The sequence below is a fragment of the Nodosilinea sp. AN01ver1 genome (genome assembly GCF_050565655.1).
Lineage (GTDB): Bacteria > Cyanobacteriota > Cyanobacteriia > Phormidesmidales > Phormidesmidaceae > Nodosilinea.
Window position 1 is genome coordinate 1 of record NZ_JBNXVS010000045.1, and the last position, 14,622, is coordinate 14,622.

Here is a 14,622-nt window from a genome sequence, read left to right on the forward strand (position 1 = left end):
GGTGGCGCTCGTCTGCGCTCAAGCGAACAACGTACTTCTTCTGCATGACAGTCGGGCTAACTTCATGCAGAACAGGGTACCTCAGACTTTCATCTAACCCTAATTCTTAGTCTTGACGCTGCACTAGGTTAAAGCCAAATCTGCTGCCGGGGCCATTTCGCTGGCCCCAGACCCCCATCGACAAGGACGTTCCGTCGTCCTTGACCTCACGGAAAGAACTGGCCAATCACCGGTTTAAACCTTCGTTCTGCAAAAGAACCTGTGGGCAACACTCATCCCCTCATCTTCCTCATTCCCTCGCCTTCCTCATCCCCTCATCTGCCTCACTCCCTTACCTTCTTCATCCACCCATCCACTCCCTACTCCCACCTCACCTCTGCGGGCTTCGTCTGCACCAGCAGTTTGCCTCGTGAGAAAACATGGGTGACAGTGGCGCGGCGACAGATGGCGTCGTAGGGGCTATCTGCGTCGAGGACGATGAGGTTGGCGGGCTTGCCGACCTCAAGGCCGTAGGAGTCCTGTAGGGCGAGGGTTTTAGCGCCATTGGCGGTGACCATGGCGTAGCAGGCGGCGATTTCGTCCTGTCCGGTCATTTGGCAGACGTGGATGGCCATGGCGGCGACATCGAGCATGTTGCCGGTGCCCAGGTTGTACCAGGGGTCTTGAATGCAGTCGTGGCCGAGGCTGACGTTGAGGCCCTGCTGCCAGAGTTCTTTGACGCGGGTGACACCGCGCCGTTTGGGGTAAGTATCGGTGCGGCCCTGGAGGGTGATGTTGATCAGCGGGTTGGCGATGAAGTTAATGTTGGACCTGGACAGCAGGCCCATAAGCTTGAAGGCGTAGGCGTTGTTGTAGCTGGCAAAGGCGGTGGTGTGGCTGGCGGTAACCCGTGCACCTAGGCCCGATCGCACGGCACAGGCGGCGACCACTTCTAAAAAGCGCGACTGGTCGTCGTCAATTTCGTCACAGTGGATGTCGATTAAGCGATCGTACTGCTGAGCCAGTTCAAAAATACGGTGCACCGACTGCACCCCGTCTTCGCGGGTCATTTCATAGTGGGGAATGCCGCCAACGGCATCGGCTCCCAACCTCAGGGCTTCCTCCATGAGTTCAAGATTTTGGGGGCTGCCGTAGAGGCCATCCTGGGGAAAGGCCACCACCTGTACCGTAATCCAGTCTTTGACGGTGTCGCGGACGTCGAGCAGGGCTTTGAGCGCTACCAGGTTTGTTTCGCTGACATCGGCGTGGGTGCGCACAAACAGCACCCCCTGCTGAGCCTGGAGTTTGAGGGTGGCGATCGCCCGCTCCTTCACATCTTCTAGGGTGAGCGACTGCTTGCGATCGCGCCAGATCTCAATGCCCTCAAACAGGGTGCCGCTCTGGTTCCAGCGGGGTTGACCCGCCGTAAGCGCTGAATCAAGGTGAATGTGCGACTCTACAAAGGGTGGGCTCACCAGCTGGCCGCCCACGCTAATTTCCTGGGTTGCCTCAGCTTCAAGGCGAGGCTCTATCGCCTCAATAACCCCTTGCTTTAGACCAATATCGACTAGTTCACCGCCGGGTAGTCGGCATTCTCGCAGAATAAAATCCATACTTGAGCTGTCCTGGGGCAAACCGTACTGTATCGTAGTGCTGGCTTCGACTATACCAAGTCGTCCAGGGCGGCGGGCAGCCGTTAAAGCGGCGGGCAGGTTAAATAGAAGATACAAAAAAACGTCCCCGACATTGCCCTAGCGGCCAGTCGGGGACGTTTAAGATTAGGACGTTTAGCTGAGGAATTGGGCTAAGCAAACGGGGTACGGAAAGCGCCAGGGACTGGCCGACCCCTGGCCGGCTACTAGCAGGCTGAGGCGGCGAACAACCCTGGGGCATAGGCTTCAATGACTTTGCCAGTGCGCGAGCAGGTAATCATGAGATAGTCGCAGGCTGCACACTGAGTGCGCACCAACTGGTCGGGGTCAATATGATGCCTTTCGGCCAGTTGCCCACAATTGGGACAATGAACTTGTTGAGAATGACCAATCATTTTGTGACTCCGGCAGCTTTTTAATGAATAAATCAGAAATGTTATCTGTGGACTGTTTTAGCCAAAAAGATTCTCGCAATGGCTGATCTGAACGCGAGAACTGTTGATAAAGTTGCAGATTAAATTACTGCGTTCCCTATAGGTTTTATTATTACGCCGTTTTATAGGCGGTGCAACCTTATTTTATAAATGCTTAACCTTGGGATCATGTGAGGGTGGGCGATCCCCGTCTTTGGATAGAGCGATCGCAGCCTGATTGGGAGGGCGTTTGCTTCTCCAGATAGAACAGCGATCGCGCCAGGTTTTGCTCAATAAAACTCAAATGAGCTGGATCCTAGTTAACAGATTTTATCGCTGACGGAGTGTGCTGATAGACAGGGTATGACTAAAAAAATGGCAACGGCGATGGCGGTTTTGAGGCTATTTTATTGGTGACTAGGCATCAGGAACCGAGGCCGGGGATCAATCAAAAAGCCCTTGTTTGCAAGCTCAGTAGCAGGTTGGTTACAAGGCTTAAAACAGAGGTTTGACACTATGGATTGAGCGTAGAAGCCCAAATAAGGCTTTTTTGAGCTTTTCTGATCCTTTATTCTTTGTAAAACTTTCTGGAGGCCGTCCTGCAAAGTCTCGACTACATTTCCCCTCGTCAGGTTTCTGCTCGCCATGCGCTATCGAATTCATCACCTTACTCAGTACCGCTATCAGCGGCCGGTCACCCTGCGCTGTCACAGTCTCCGCCTGCGTCCCCGCAGCGATGGTGCCCAGCAGCTCCTCAGCTTTGGTCTGGAGGTAACCCCTGACCCCAGTCAGCAGACAACGATTGCCGATCTGGAGGGCAACGCTACGCTAAGCCTTTGGTTTGAGCCCACGCCGACTGACCAGTTTACTCTGGCCACCACCGCCGAGGTTGAAACCTATCGCTCAAATCCATTCGACTATCTGGCCGAATCCTGGGCCACTACCCTACCCGTAGACTACCCAACTACCCTGCGCACGGCCCTGCTGCCCTACCTGAGCCAGGTTCACGCCCCGATCGCGGCAGGTGTGGTCGATTTGGCCCAGGCGATCGCCCATCGCACCGACGACAACGTGGGGCTGTTCTTGACGGCTCTGGCCTCGCACATTTATGAAACCTGCGACTACACCACCCGAGCCACGGGGCATCCCTGGCCCGGCGGGGTCACCTGGGCCAAAAAGTTGGGCAGCTGTCGCGACTTTGCGGTGCTGTTTATGGAGGCCTGCCGAGCGGTAGGGTTGGCGGCCCGCTTTGTCAGCGGTTACGAGGAGGGCGATCCTGCCATCGCTGAGCGCGATCTGCACGCCTGGGCTGAGGTGTACGTGCCCGGCGGCGGCTGGCGCGGCTTTGACCCAACCCACGGGCTAGCGGTCAGCGATCGCCACATTGCTCTGGTGGCCAGCCCGTTTCCAACCCAAACCCTGCCGGTGCAGGGCAGCACCCAGGAGGGTAATCGAGTTAGCTCTAGCCTAGAAACCAAAATCAGCGTCGAAAGGCTAGCCCAGTAATCCCTCTTTCGCCCACCCATCTACCCACCCACCCATCCACCCACCTCCCTCCCTTTCTACCGCCCCAGCGTCTGACGAGCCTGCTCGCGCAGCTCTTTAGCAGGGCCGTAGTTGGGGTCAATCTGTAGAGCCTTTTCGGCGGCAATAATCGCCTGGTCGTAGCGCTTTAAAGTCCAGGTGGCTTGGCCGCGCACGGTCCAGGCCTCTGCCGACTCGCGGTTGCGGGCGATCGCCTGGTCAACGGCGGCAATAGCCTCCGCCGAGCGACCCAGCTTTTGCAGCACCCGGCCCCGATCTAGCCAGGCCTCAAACATGGCGGGCATCAGGTTATTGGTGCTCTCGTACAGTGCCAGGGCTGCCAGCAGTCGGCCTCGCTGCTCTTCAGCATTGCCCTTGCTGCGCACCGCTTCGGGGTAGTAGGTGCTGTAGGCCAGGGCATCGTCGCAGGCGGTAATAGCTTCAATGGGGCGCTTGAGGGCAATCAGCGTTCTGCATCGCCCCAGGTGGGCGGCGGCGTAGTCTGACTGGCTTTTTACGGCTTCGTCATAGGTGGCGAGGGCGTCGGGGTAGCGGCCCTGGTGCCGCAGGCGATCGCCCTGGCGAGTCAAAAAGGCAGCCTTTTCTTCCGGGGGCAGCAGTATGCCCAAATCGGTAGTCAGCACTGGCACTGCTGACGCTTGAAAGGGAATCGCCGGCTCAGCTCCATTTAGCTCAAGGGCAATGGTCAGGCCACTGCGCCAGAATACCAGGCCAGTGCCTACTATTCCCAGTAGACTGCCTAGAACCAGCGATCGGCGGCGGGGGAAGGGCTGAAAGTCTAGAGCACTTGAAGCGGCGGGCGGCGGGGCCGTGCCCTTGCCACTGCTGTAGGCCAGATCTACCGGAAAGAGCGAGGTTGAGTCTTGGTCGTCGGCAAAGGCCGTAGGCTCTGAGGTCTCCGCAGGGCCGACGGCAGTATCGTTTTCATCGCCCGGAAAGGTTGGTCCCCGTCCGTTAGCCCCTTTCATCCAGGTTTGGTAAATTTGGGTGCCGACTAGGCCGTGCAGGGGGTTGGGCAGGTTTTGCAGCGCCTCTAGAGCTTCTTGGGCGGTGGGATAGCGATCGCGAAAATCGTAGCGCACCATTTTGTCGAGCACCGCCGCCAGCGACGACGACACCGCTGGCGCATGCTGCCGCCAGGCGATCTCGCTAGTGATCGGGTCTTCCTCCAGCTTTTGCGGATGCAGGCCCGTCAGCGCTCGAATGCCTAGAATGCCGACTGCATATACATCGCTGCTAAAGCGGGGTTTGCCAGCATACTGCTCGTTGGGCATATAGCCGTGGGTGCCAATCGCCACCGTAATGTTGGTGGCCCCGGTCTCGGCATCGAGCAGCGGTGACGAGGTCACCTGCTTAACGGCCCCAAAATCGATCAGCACCAGCTTGCCGTCGCGATGGCGACGAATCAGGTTAGACGGTTTAATGTCGCGGTGAATGACCTGCTGACGGTGCACAAACGACAGAATCTCCAGCACCTCCTGCAGCAGCAGCACCACCCGAGTCTCTGACCAGGGCTTGCCCTCTTCAATCTGGCGGTTAAGGCGGCTGCCTTCTATGTACTCCTGGGCCAGATAGAATTCCTGATCTTCTTCAAAGTGGGCCATCAGGGCGGGAATTTGCGGATGGTTGCCCAGCTGATATAGCACCTGCGCCTCGGTGTCAAAGAGGCGACGGGCCATATCGAGGGTGCCAGTATCTTTATCCTGCACCTTGAGCTGTTTGATTACGCAGCGAGGATGATTGGGCAGGTGAATATCGATCACTAAGAAGGTACGGCTGAACCCCCCTGACCCCAGCCGCCGGACAACCTGGTACCGACCCCCTAGTAGTGTTTGCTCCATGCTGCCCAAAATGCCTTCGTCAGCCTGGCTATTAATCACAGACTCGTAACCCATCGCAGCGCTGTGGAAGCCGCCTATTTCTAGCCTGACTTTCCTGAGTCTAGGCCAAACTACTGCCGTTTCAGGGTGTTGCCCCTGGTCACTGGGTCAGTCTATTTGAGTTGATGGGTAACCCTGATATAACAGCTCTCAGTGTAGGCCCTGAGCGGCAACCTTGAACTGCCCTCGATCGATAACGTTTAACGGCTCATATATCCTTCACAGCACTTTATCTTAAGTTTCTAAAGTCACGATCGGCAACGTCATGATCGACCAGCTGCACCTCAGAGCCATTCCCCGACCCGTTCTTGGCCTGGGTTGGGCCAAGGACGCGACTTAAGCCGCAACTCAGGCAGCATTTTGGGCACGTTAGAGCTATCGACCGCGATTGCGCCCTATGTGACTCCACACAGGCGACCCCTATCGTTATCAATGGCTCACATTGACACATGGTATGACTGGTTCAATCCCCTCGTTACCCTTTTAGGCCCTATGTCACAGCCTCCCAGTCCAGATGCCGAGATGTACCTGGCCGCGCTTAGCCATCTACCCGATGCCGTTGTCATGGTAGACGCGGCGGGGGCGCTGCTCTTTGGTAACGCTGCCGCTAAGGCCCTGCTGCCCGGAGGGTTGGCGGGTCTAGGAGGCAGTGGTCAACCGGCGGGCTATCAGTTGCTGGATCGCCATCAACGCTCCTTGGCTGTCGCCGAACTGCCGCTGAGGCGGGTTTTGGACGGTCAGCATCTCCAGGACGAAGCCTTTCTGCTGGTGACCAATGAGTCCCCCTGTCGCCACTGGATTTCGGTCACCGGCAAGCCGCTGGCTGGACCCGCCCCAGCGGTGGCCCTGCTGACGCTGCGGGATATCTCTGCCGCTAAAGAACAGGAAGCTAACCTGCTTAAGCAGGCGTTTCACGATACGCTAACCGGGCTGCCCAACCGTGAGCTATTCATGGATCGCCTGGGCCATGCCCTGGCTCGGTCCCACGACCAACCTCAGGTTTTGATGGCGCTGCTGTTTCTAGATCTTGACCGGTTCAAAGTTATTAACGATAACCTGGGCCACCAGGTCGGCAACGAGGTATTGGTAGAACTAGCGGCCCGGCTGCGATCGCAGACCAGCCCCGATGCCACCGTTGCTCGCTTGGGGGGCGATGAGTTTGCGATCCTGCTTGAGGATATTGCCACCAGTTCTACCGCCATTGACCTAGCTGAACAGGTTCAGGCGGCCATTTCCCAGCCCTTTCTGCTGCTACAGCAGGAGGTATACGTCGGGGCCAGTATTGGCATTGCCCTGGGGCCTGCCGCCTACCAGAGTGCTGGCGACTGGCTGCGCGACGCCGATGCCGCTATGTACCAGGTCAAAGACAACCCTAGCCAAGCTTGGCACGTATTTGACAGCTCGTTGCAGGTACAGCAAGACCTGCGCCTACGCACCGAAATAGACCTGCGCCAGGCCCTGATGGGCAACGAACTGCGGCTGCACTACCAGCCCATTGTCACCCTCAACACCGAAGAAATATGCGGTTTTGAGGCGCTGGTGCGGTGGCAGCACCCCACCCGAGGGCTGCTACCGCCCGGAGAATTTATTCACATCGCCGAGGCCACCGGGCTGATAATTCCGCTGGGCTGGTGGGTGCTGGCCGAGGCCTGCCGCCAGATGCAGGCCTGGACGCTGGAGTTTCCGGCCATGTCCAACTTTACGGTTAGCGTCAACATGTCGAGCAAGCAGTTCTCGCAGCAGAACCTGGTGGAGAAAATTCAGCAGATTTTGGCCGAAACGGGCTTTGCGGCCAATCGGCTTAAAATTGAAATTACCGAAGGCGTGCTCATCGACCATTCAGACAGCATTATTGCCACCCTGGAGCAGATTAAGGCGCTGGGCATCAAGCTGCTGGTCGATGACTTTGGCACCGGCTATTCGTCGCTCAGCTACCTGCATCGCTTTCCCTTCGACTGCTTGAAAATCGATCGCTCGTTTATTGAAAACGCCGACCAAGACTTTGAAAAGCTAGAGATTTTGCAGTCGGTGGTGCGCCTGGCCTGGAACCTGGGCCTGGATGTGGTTGCCGAAGGGGTAGAGACCCACCGCCACCACGCTCAGCTCAAAGCGCTGCGCTGCGAGCTGGGCCAGGGCTATCTGTTCTCGCGCCCGCTGGCCCCTGCGGCCATTGAAGCTATGATGGCGGAGAAAATTGCCCCAGCCTCTAGCCCAGCTACGGTAACCCCCGCCCCCTAGCCAGGTGCTGGCTGGCCCAAAAGCCTCTGCTCCCAAGGTTGCCCGCCATGCTGATTCGTAAACTGCTCGACTGCCCCGAATTTGTCGCTGGTGACGGCACCCAGCTGCGGGAGCTGCTGCACCCTGACAAACAGGACATTGCCCTGCGCTACAGTCTGGCCCACGCGGTGGTGCCGGTAGGGCAGGTGTCTACCCCCCATGCCCTGGCGACGTCTGAGGTGTACTACATTCTGGCCGGGCAGGGGGAGATGCACATCGACGACGAAACCAGCCCGGTGGGGCCAGGCGATGCGGTCTACATTCCGCCCCAGGCCCGCCAGTACATTCGCAACACGGGCGCGGAGCCACTGGTCTTCATCTGTATGGTGGATCCGGCCTGGCAGCAGGAAGACGAGACGGTCTTTGACCCCGCCGAATAGTGAGTTGACGCGCTAGTGAGTGAGCGCCAATCGCAGGCGGCCCCAGAGCGATCGCCAGAAGGCGTTGACCCGCTGCCAGATGGTGCGGCGGGGACGCAGGCTACAGCGCTTCAGCTTGCGAAGCAGCTGATCGACTACGGCATCGCTCTCGGCGAGCTGAGCGGCTAGACAGTTGGGTTTGTTGCGGCAAGACGTGCATAGCATGGAGCGTTGAGCTTGATGGGCTCGAAGATAGAACGTGATTCAACCGGGCTAATGTTGGGTTGCTCGGCTTTCTATATTTTGCTTCGTCAAACATAAAAGCTGCTTGCCGTGAACTAAATAACTCAATTCGGCGGTAGAGGTGCGATCGCCTCAAGCGTTGGCAGCTGGTAATAAATCTGGATCACACAACCCCGATTCCTACATAAATGGACTTGCGTAGGGGCATAGGCGCAGCCAAGCCAAAGGCTTTACGGTGTTTGCCCAGCCCAACCAGGGCTAGTCAAGGCGAATTCAGCAGAATTGGTTTCTCGCCTCAATTTAGCCAGTTGAATTTCTGGAAGCGTCAATGTTAAGCCCCTTCAGGATTAGGGCTAGCTTGAGGTCAGGCTGCGGTACGATTACCGCAAGCTTTTTTCTGATCTTTTGGTGGTCGCCATGCCCGTATCCACAACTGCATTGCAAGAGGTGCGACAGCGCGATCGCGCCTGCCTGGAAGCCCACAACCCCTACCAGCAGCTTCAGGCGCTCCACGAGATTTGGCCGATTGTGGCTGAGAAGTACGGCGATACGGTGGCCCTCAACGATCCCCATTACAAGCCCGCCGCCACTCTGACCTATCGCCAGATGGCCGAAGCCATTCGCACCTTTGCCAGCGGTCTGCAGGCCCTCGGGGTAAAAAATCGTACCCACGTGGCCCTGTTTGCCGACAACAGCCACCGCTGGTTTATTGCCGACCAGGGCATTATGACCGCTGGCGGCATGAACGCCGTCCGCAGCGCCACCGCCGAAAAAGAAGAGCTGATCTATATTGCCGAGCACAGCGAGAGCACGGTACTTGTCGTAGAAACCCTGGCGCTGCTGCAGCGCCTGCAGGATCGCCTCAGTGCCCTGCCGATCGCCCTGGTGATTTTGCTCTCGGACGAAGAACCGCCCGCCGATGAGCGCCTCAAAATTCTCAACTTTAGTCAACTCATGGCCCTGGGGCAAGCGCATTCCTACACTCCGGTCACCATCAAGCCCGAAGATCTGGCCACGCTGATCTATACCTCTGGCACCACCGGCCAGCCCAAGGGGGTAATGCTCAGCCACCGCAACCTGCTGCACCAGATCAATACCCTAGAGTCGGTGGTGCAGCCCAAACCGGGCGATCGCGTGGTGGGTATTTTGCCCTCCTGGCACAGCTTTGAGCGCACCGCCGAATATTTTCTTTTCTCGCGGGGCTGCACCCAGACCTACAGCAGCATTCGCCACCTCAAGGCCGACCTTAAGGCCACTAAGCCCCAGTACATGGTGGGGGTGCCACGCCTGTGGGAGTCGATCTACGAAGGGGCACAGAAGCAGTTTCGCGAGCAAAGCCCCGGTAAACAGAAGCTGATTTTCACCTTCTTTGGCCTCAGCCAGCGCTACGTCGAAAACCTGTGGCGCTGGCAGGATATGAAAATTGACGAGCCCGAGATTTCTGGCCCCAAACGACTGGGGTCGGGATTGGCGGCGCTAGCCCTGTGGCCCCTGCACCAGCTGGGCAAAAAGCTGGTCTATGGCAAGGTGAGCGAAGCGACCGGGGGTCAGGTCAAGCAGCTGATTAGCGGCGGCGGCTCGCTGGCCCGACACATCGATATTTTCTTTGAAATTATTGGCGTCCAGCTGATCGTGGGCTACGGACTAACCGAAACCGCCCCGGTGCTCTCGGCTCGACGGCCCTGGCACAACCTGCGCGGGGCGGCGGGCCAACCGATCCCGTTTACCGAGGTCAAAGTGGTCGATCTCGAAACTCGCCAGGAGCTGCCCCAGGGTGGCCAGGGTCTGGTGCTGGCGCGGGGGCCGCAGATTATGGAGGGCTACTACCGCAACCCGGAGGCGACTCAGAAGGCGATCGACCCCGAGGGCTGGTTCGACACGGGCGACCTGGGCTGGATTAGCCGCGACGGCAATGTGGTGCTGACCGGACGGGCCAAAGACACTATCGTGCTCACCAACGGCGAAAACATTGAGCCGCAGCCGATTGAAGACGCCTGCATCCGCAGCAAGTACATCGATCAAATTATGCTGGTGGGCCAAGATCAGCGATCGCTGGGCGCGCTGATTGTGCCCAATCTAGAAGCGCTGCAGGCTTGGGCGGCGGCGCAAGCTCTCTTTGTCGCCGTGCCTGGCGATGACACCCCCGCCCCCGCCGACTGTACGGCCATTACCCTCGACGATGAGCGGGTGCAAAAGCTGTTTCGCGATGAGCTGAGCCGCGAGGTCAAAGATCGCCCTGGCTACCGGCCCGACGATCGCATTGGCCCCTTCCGCCTGATTCTAGAGCCATTCTCCATTGAAAATGGCCTGCTCACCCAAACCCTTAAAGTGCGCCGCCCCGTGGTTACGGCCCGGTATCGCGATATGATTGACGCGATGTTTGTGTAGCCGTCGGTGGTGTAAAGACTTCACTAACCTACGGCTGTGCCCGGTGAAACAGTCCGGCCTCAGGCCTCAGTGGTCGTAGTCGGTAAAAGTGATTTCTTTATTGCGTCAAAGATTATGGATGAGAATCAATCGTTGCTGCTCAAGCGAGTAGTCAACATTAAGGCGATCGTAACCCCCCTGTGGAAGGAAGAGGCCCAGAAGCAGCTGCAGGCCCAAATCAACCAGGTTGACGGTCGTCTGCAGCAGCTCGAAATGCAGGGGCAGCGCATGGTGGCCGAGTTGCAAAAGCAGGCCGAAACCCAGCCCAACAGCCCGGCCATTCAGCAGCAGATGGGCAATATTCAAAATCAGCTCAACCAGGACAAGAGCAAGCTGCTGCAGCAAAAAAATCAGAGCCTACAGCAGCTGCAAGAAGTTCAAACTTTGGACATTGATGCGGAAGTTGAGCAGGGCAAGGTAGAGAGTTTCTTCAACGTGTCGGTGGGCGACAACCTGGTGCGCAAGCTGCAGGTCGAAATTTTGATCAAAGACGGCGTGATTCAGGAAATTCGCGGCGAACTGTAGCCCCAACGGCGTTTGAACGTCGGAGCGTTCTGGCGTTTAAACGTTCTGATCAACGTTCTGAGGGTTCAGCCTTGGGGATAGAATAAATCCTTGATATAGCGATCGCCACCTGGGTCAGGACGTGGCACATTGGGATACTTAGCGTGGCGGTTGCCAGCCAGCTATTCTCCCGGCCGAGAAACCTGCTCATGTCCTGGACTAGCTGTCCAGCGCTACGTTATCTGCTGCTCTATTGTTTTAGCCCTGTTTCGGAAGCCACCTCCATGATTCGCGAAGTCTTCATGCCCGCCCTGAGCTCGACCATGACCGAAGGCAAAATTGTGTCTTGGGTCAAATCTCCTGGCGACAGGATTGAAAAGGGCGAAACCGTGGTGATTGTCGAGTCTGACAAGGCCGATATGGACGTGGAATCGTTCCACGAGGGCATTTTGGCTGCCATTGTGGTGGAGGCGGGCGGCACCGCTCCGGTGGGTGAGGCGATCGCGCTGCTGGCCGAAACCGAAGCTGAGGTTGACGCCGCCAAGCAGCAGGCCGCTGCTAAGGCCGGTGCCGTTGGCGGTGAGGCTGCCCCCGCCCCAGCGGCCCCCGTCGCTGTAGTTGAGGCTCCCGCCCCTGCCGCTCAAAACGGTGCTTCCTCCGGCAGCCCCAGTGGTCGAGTGGTCATTTCTCCCCGCGCCCGCAAGCTGGCCAAAGACCTCAAGGTAGATCTCACTACCCTCCAGGGCAGCGGCCCCCACGGTCGCATTGTGGCCCAGGATGTCGAACTGGCGGCGGGCAAAACCCCTGCTACCTCGGGGCCAGTGGCGACGCCGATGGCCGCCGTGGCACCGTCGGTTGCGGCCCCCGTTCCTGCTCCGCCCCCCGCTGCGCCTGTGCCCAGCAGTGCACCTCTAGGTCAGGTGGTGCCTTTCAACACGCTGCAGCAGGCCGTCACTCGCAACATGGTAGCCAGTCTGGCAGTGCCGACCTTCCATGTGGGCTACACCATTACCACCGACAACCTGGACTCTCTCTACAAGCAGATCAAGTCTAAGGGCGTCACCATGACCGGGCTGCTGGCCAAGGCCGTAGCCGTCACCCTGCAAAAGCACCCATTGGTCAACGCAGGCTATACCGACCAGGGCATTCAGTACCGATCGAGCATCAATATTGCGGTGGCCGTGGCGATGGAAGGGGGCGGCCTGATCACCCCCGTGCTGCAGAATGCCGACCAGTACGATATTTACTCGCTCTCGCGCACCTGGGCCGATCTGGTGGCGCGATCGCGCTCCAAGCAGCTCCAGCCCGATGAGTACAACTCGGGCACTTTTACCCTGTCTAACCTGGGCATGTTTGGGGTCGATCGCTTTGACGCCATTTTGCCGCCGGGCCAGGGGTCGATTTTGGCGATCGGGGCCTCGCGCCCTACGGTAGTGGCTACCGCCGATGGTCTCATGGGCGTCAAGCGGCAGATGCAGGTCAACATCACCTGCGACCACCGCGTCATTTATGGGGCCGATGCCGCCGCCTTCCTGAAGGATCTGGCCCACCTGATTGAGAATAATCCTCAGTCTTTGACTCTCTAGGGCGTACCGCAGGAGGGCGCTGCCGCAGGATTGTGCTTTCAGGCCAATTTGCCTCGGCATTCCCATCGCTTGATATTCTGAAGGCAGCCTGCCTTAGTACGGACTGTCTATGAATTCAGTCGATCTTGCCTTCCTGCCCGCCCTTGAACAGGCTCGGCTGATTCGCGCTAAAGAAATTTCTCCCCTAGAGCTGACAGAGATTTACCTCAGCCGCATTGAGCGTCTCAACCCAGCCCTGGGGGCCTACGTAGCGGTTGTGGCTGAGCAGGCGCTAGCCGATGCCAAGGCCAAAACCGAGCACCTGGCCAGCAATTCTGACGATTTGTCCCTCTTGTTTGGGGTCACGGTGTCGGTCAAAGATCTCAACCCGGTGGAGGGCGTGGCCTGCGCCTACGGAATCAAAGCGGCGTGTGATCGCATCGCCAGCCACGACGACTACATTGTCGGCAAGCTGCGCCAGGCCGGGATGGTGATTTTGGGAAAGACCGCCACCTCTCAGCTTGGCTCACTGCCCTACACCGAGCCGCCGGGCTTTCCCCCGGCCCGCAACCCGTGGAATTTGGAGTACACCCCAGGCGGCTCTAGCGGTGGCGGGGCGGCGGCGCTAGCGGCGGGGCTGTGCGCCATTTCCCAAGGCTCTGACGGCGGTGGGTCGCTCAGGGGACCGGCTTTCTGCTGCGGCCTGGTGGGGATGAAGGCCGCTCGCGGGCGAGTGAGCTTTGCTCCTGTGGGAGAACGGCTGAATGGGTTGGCTATCAACGGCCCGCTGGGGCGCACCGTGGCCGACACTGCGGCGCTGCTGGATGTGCTCAGCGGCTACGAACTGGGCGACCCCTACTGGCTACCGGACCCCAAACCATCGTTCTTAGACGGGTTGAAGACACCACCTCAACCTCTGCGGATTGGCTACGCTACTCGTCTCGACCCGATTGGCGAGGTGGATCCGGTTTGTCGCCAGGCCATCTACGAGACCGTGCAGCAGGTTGAAGATTTAGGCCATACCGCTGAAGAAGTGACATTTCCCAATTTGGAAGACCTGATTGAGCCCTTTGTGGTGGTTTGGGAATGTGTGCTGGCCGAAGTGGGCGTGCCCTGGATCGTGATGGAAAAAATGAATCGGTGGCTCTACTGGCGAGCCTGGCGCATCAACAGCGGCGCTTACCTGCGGGCGGTGGCCAAACTACAGCAGGTGGCCCGTCAAATTGTGCGGTTTTGCCACCCCTATGACGTGCTGATTTTGCCGGTTTACATGCACCCAGCTATTCGGGTGGGGGAGTGGAAAAATCTGCGATCGCCCCAAATTCTCGAAAACGTGATCAACTGGGTCGCCCCCTGCCCCCCGTTCAACGCCAGCGGCCAGCCAGCGCTGGCTATACCCCAGGGGTTTGACCCCAACGGAGTGCCCGTGGGTGTGCAGCTGGTAGGTCGCCCCGCCGATGAAACCACGCTGCTAGCGCTGGCTGCCCAGCTTGAGCAGGCCAACCCCTGGAGTCACCAGCGCCCTGCCTTTGCCGCCCAGCGCGATAGTTAGCCCAGCCGGTGCTGCTGGGAAATGGCGAAACCGCGATCGCCTGATACTGAAGCCGCCTTGGCTATCCCCAGTCAGGCTGGGCAGGCACCGTAAAGCCTTTGGCTTGGCTGCGCCTGTGCCCCTGCAAGTTACCTGCTGGGCATCAAGGCTGCGCGATTCAAATTTGCACTGCCGTTGCTGCTAAAATGAGCGGGGTTTAAAGTCTGTTTCAATTGCAAGTGAATTT

At 58.6% G+C, this 14,622-nt stretch carries 11 protein-coding genes; 7 read left to right on the forward strand and 4 right to left on the reverse strand.

The window, feature by feature from the left end; genetic code table 11:
• Positions 1–359 precede the first annotated feature (359 nt).
• Positions 360–1,592: a cytosine deaminase gene (gene codA / locus ACQ4N7_RS24565; protein WP_430714082.1), complete on the reverse strand. Its 1,233-nt coding sequence runs from the start codon at positions 1,590–1,592 to the stop codon at positions 360–362.
• Between the two features lie 245 nt (positions 1,593–1,837).
• Complete coding sequence (locus ACQ4N7_RS24570; RefSeq protein ID WP_430714083.1) at positions 1,838–2,026, reverse strand: replication restart DNA helicase PriA; 189 nt, start codon at positions 2,024–2,026, stop codon at positions 1,838–1,840.
• A 663-nt stretch (positions 2,027–2,689) separates the two neighbouring features.
• On the opposite strand from ACQ4N7_RS24570, the gene ACQ4N7_RS24575 reads away from it, so the two are divergent.
• On the forward strand, positions 2,690–3,550 hold the full coding sequence (locus ACQ4N7_RS24575) for a transglutaminase family protein (RefSeq protein WP_430714084.1): 861 nt from the start codon (positions 2,690–2,692) through the stop codon (positions 3,548–3,550).
• Positions 3,551–3,606: 56 nt separating this feature from the next.
• On the opposite strand, the gene ACQ4N7_RS24580 is transcribed toward ACQ4N7_RS24575, so the two are convergent.
• Positions 3,607–5,484: a protein kinase domain-containing protein gene (locus ACQ4N7_RS24580; RefSeq protein ID WP_430714085.1), complete on the reverse strand. Its 1,878-nt coding sequence runs from the start codon at positions 5,482–5,484 to the stop codon at positions 3,607–3,609.
• A 477-nt stretch (positions 5,485–5,961) separates the two neighbouring features.
• On the opposite strand from ACQ4N7_RS24580, the gene ACQ4N7_RS24585 reads away from it, so the two are divergent.
• Together ACQ4N7_RS24585 and ACQ4N7_RS24590 are read left to right on the forward strand one after the other, a co-directional pair.
• Positions 5,962–7,707, forward strand: coding sequence for a putative bifunctional diguanylate cyclase/phosphodiesterase (locus ACQ4N7_RS24585; protein WP_430714086.1), 1,746 nt, complete (start codon positions 5,962–5,964; stop codon positions 7,705–7,707).
• A gap of 47 nt (positions 7,708–7,754) precedes the next feature.
• Positions 7,755–8,126 carry a cupin domain-containing protein gene (locus tag ACQ4N7_RS24590; protein WP_430714087.1) on the forward strand — a complete coding sequence of 124 codons (372 nt, stop codon included), beginning with the start codon at positions 7,755–7,757 and terminating at the stop codon, positions 8,124–8,126.
• A 12-nt stretch (positions 8,127–8,138) separates the two neighbouring features.
• Here the strand turns inward: ACQ4N7_RS24590 and ACQ4N7_RS24595 are convergent, their stop codons facing one another.
• Positions 8,139–8,330 carry a hypothetical protein gene (locus tag ACQ4N7_RS24595; RefSeq protein WP_430714088.1) on the reverse strand — a complete coding sequence of 64 codons (192 nt, stop codon included), beginning with the start codon at positions 8,328–8,330 and terminating at the stop codon, positions 8,139–8,141.
• A gap of 435 nt (positions 8,331–8,765) precedes the next feature.
• Here ACQ4N7_RS24595 and ACQ4N7_RS24600 point away from each other — a divergent pair, with 435 nt between their 5' ends.
• From ACQ4N7_RS24600 to ACQ4N7_RS24615, 4 genes are all read left to right on the forward strand, one after another.
• Positions 8,766–10,736 (forward strand): AMP-binding protein, encoded by a 1,971-nt coding sequence (locus tag ACQ4N7_RS24600; protein ID WP_430714089.1) that lies wholly within the window; start codon positions 8,766–8,768, stop codon positions 10,734–10,736.
• 114 nt (positions 10,737–10,850) lie between these two features.
• On the forward strand, positions 10,851–11,300 hold the full coding sequence (locus ACQ4N7_RS24605) for a YlqD family protein (protein WP_430714127.1): 450 nt from the start codon (positions 10,851–10,853) through the stop codon (positions 11,298–11,300).
• Between the two features lie 263 nt (positions 11,301–11,563).
• On the forward strand, positions 11,564–12,865 hold the full coding sequence (locus ACQ4N7_RS24610; RefSeq protein ID WP_430714090.1) for a dihydrolipoamide acetyltransferase family protein: 1,302 nt from the start codon (positions 11,564–11,566) through the stop codon (positions 12,863–12,865).
• Positions 12,866–12,974: 109 nt separating this feature from the next.
• On the forward strand, positions 12,975–14,396 hold the full coding sequence (locus ACQ4N7_RS24615; protein WP_430714091.1) for an amidase: 1,422 nt from the start codon (positions 12,975–12,977) through the stop codon (positions 14,394–14,396).
• Positions 14,397–14,622 lie beyond the last annotated feature (226 nt).

Bases quoted from the DNA above. Each gene is read 5' to 3' on its own strand.
- ACQ4N7_RS24570 (WP_430714083.1), bottom strand. From the start codon at position 2,026: ATGATTGGTCATTCTCAACAAGTTCATTGTCCCAATTGTGGGCAACTG.
- ACQ4N7_RS24610 (WP_430714090.1), top strand. From the start codon at position 11,564: ATGATTCGCGAAGTCTTCATGCCCGCCCTGAGCTCGACCATGACCGAA.
- ACQ4N7_RS24615 (WP_430714091.1), top strand. From the start codon at position 12,975: ATGAATTCAGTCGATCTTGCCTTCCTGCCCGCCCTTGAACAGGCTCGG.
- codA (WP_430714082.1), bottom strand. From the start codon at position 1,592: ATGGATTTTATTCTGCGAGAATGCCGACTACCCGGCGGTGAACTAGTC.
- ACQ4N7_RS24595 (WP_430714088.1), bottom strand. From the start codon at position 8,330: ATGCTATGCACGTCTTGCCGCAACAAACCCAACTGTCTAGCCGCTCAG.
- ACQ4N7_RS24580 (WP_430714085.1), bottom strand. From the start codon at position 5,484: ATGGGTTACGAGTCTGTGATTAATAGCCAGGCTGACGAAGGCATTTTG.
- ACQ4N7_RS24585 (WP_430714086.1), top strand. From the start codon at position 5,962: ATGTCACAGCCTCCCAGTCCAGATGCCGAGATGTACCTGGCCGCGCTT.
- ACQ4N7_RS24575 (WP_430714084.1), top strand. From the start codon at position 2,690: ATGCGCTATCGAATTCATCACCTTACTCAGTACCGCTATCAGCGGCCG.
- ACQ4N7_RS24600 (WP_430714089.1), top strand. From the start codon at position 8,766: ATGCCCGTATCCACAACTGCATTGCAAGAGGTGCGACAGCGCGATCGC.
- ACQ4N7_RS24605 (WP_430714127.1), top strand. From the start codon at position 10,851: ATGGATGAGAATCAATCGTTGCTGCTCAAGCGAGTAGTCAACATTAAG.
- ACQ4N7_RS24590 (WP_430714087.1), top strand. From the start codon at position 7,755: ATGCTGATTCGTAAACTGCTCGACTGCCCCGAATTTGTCGCTGGTGAC.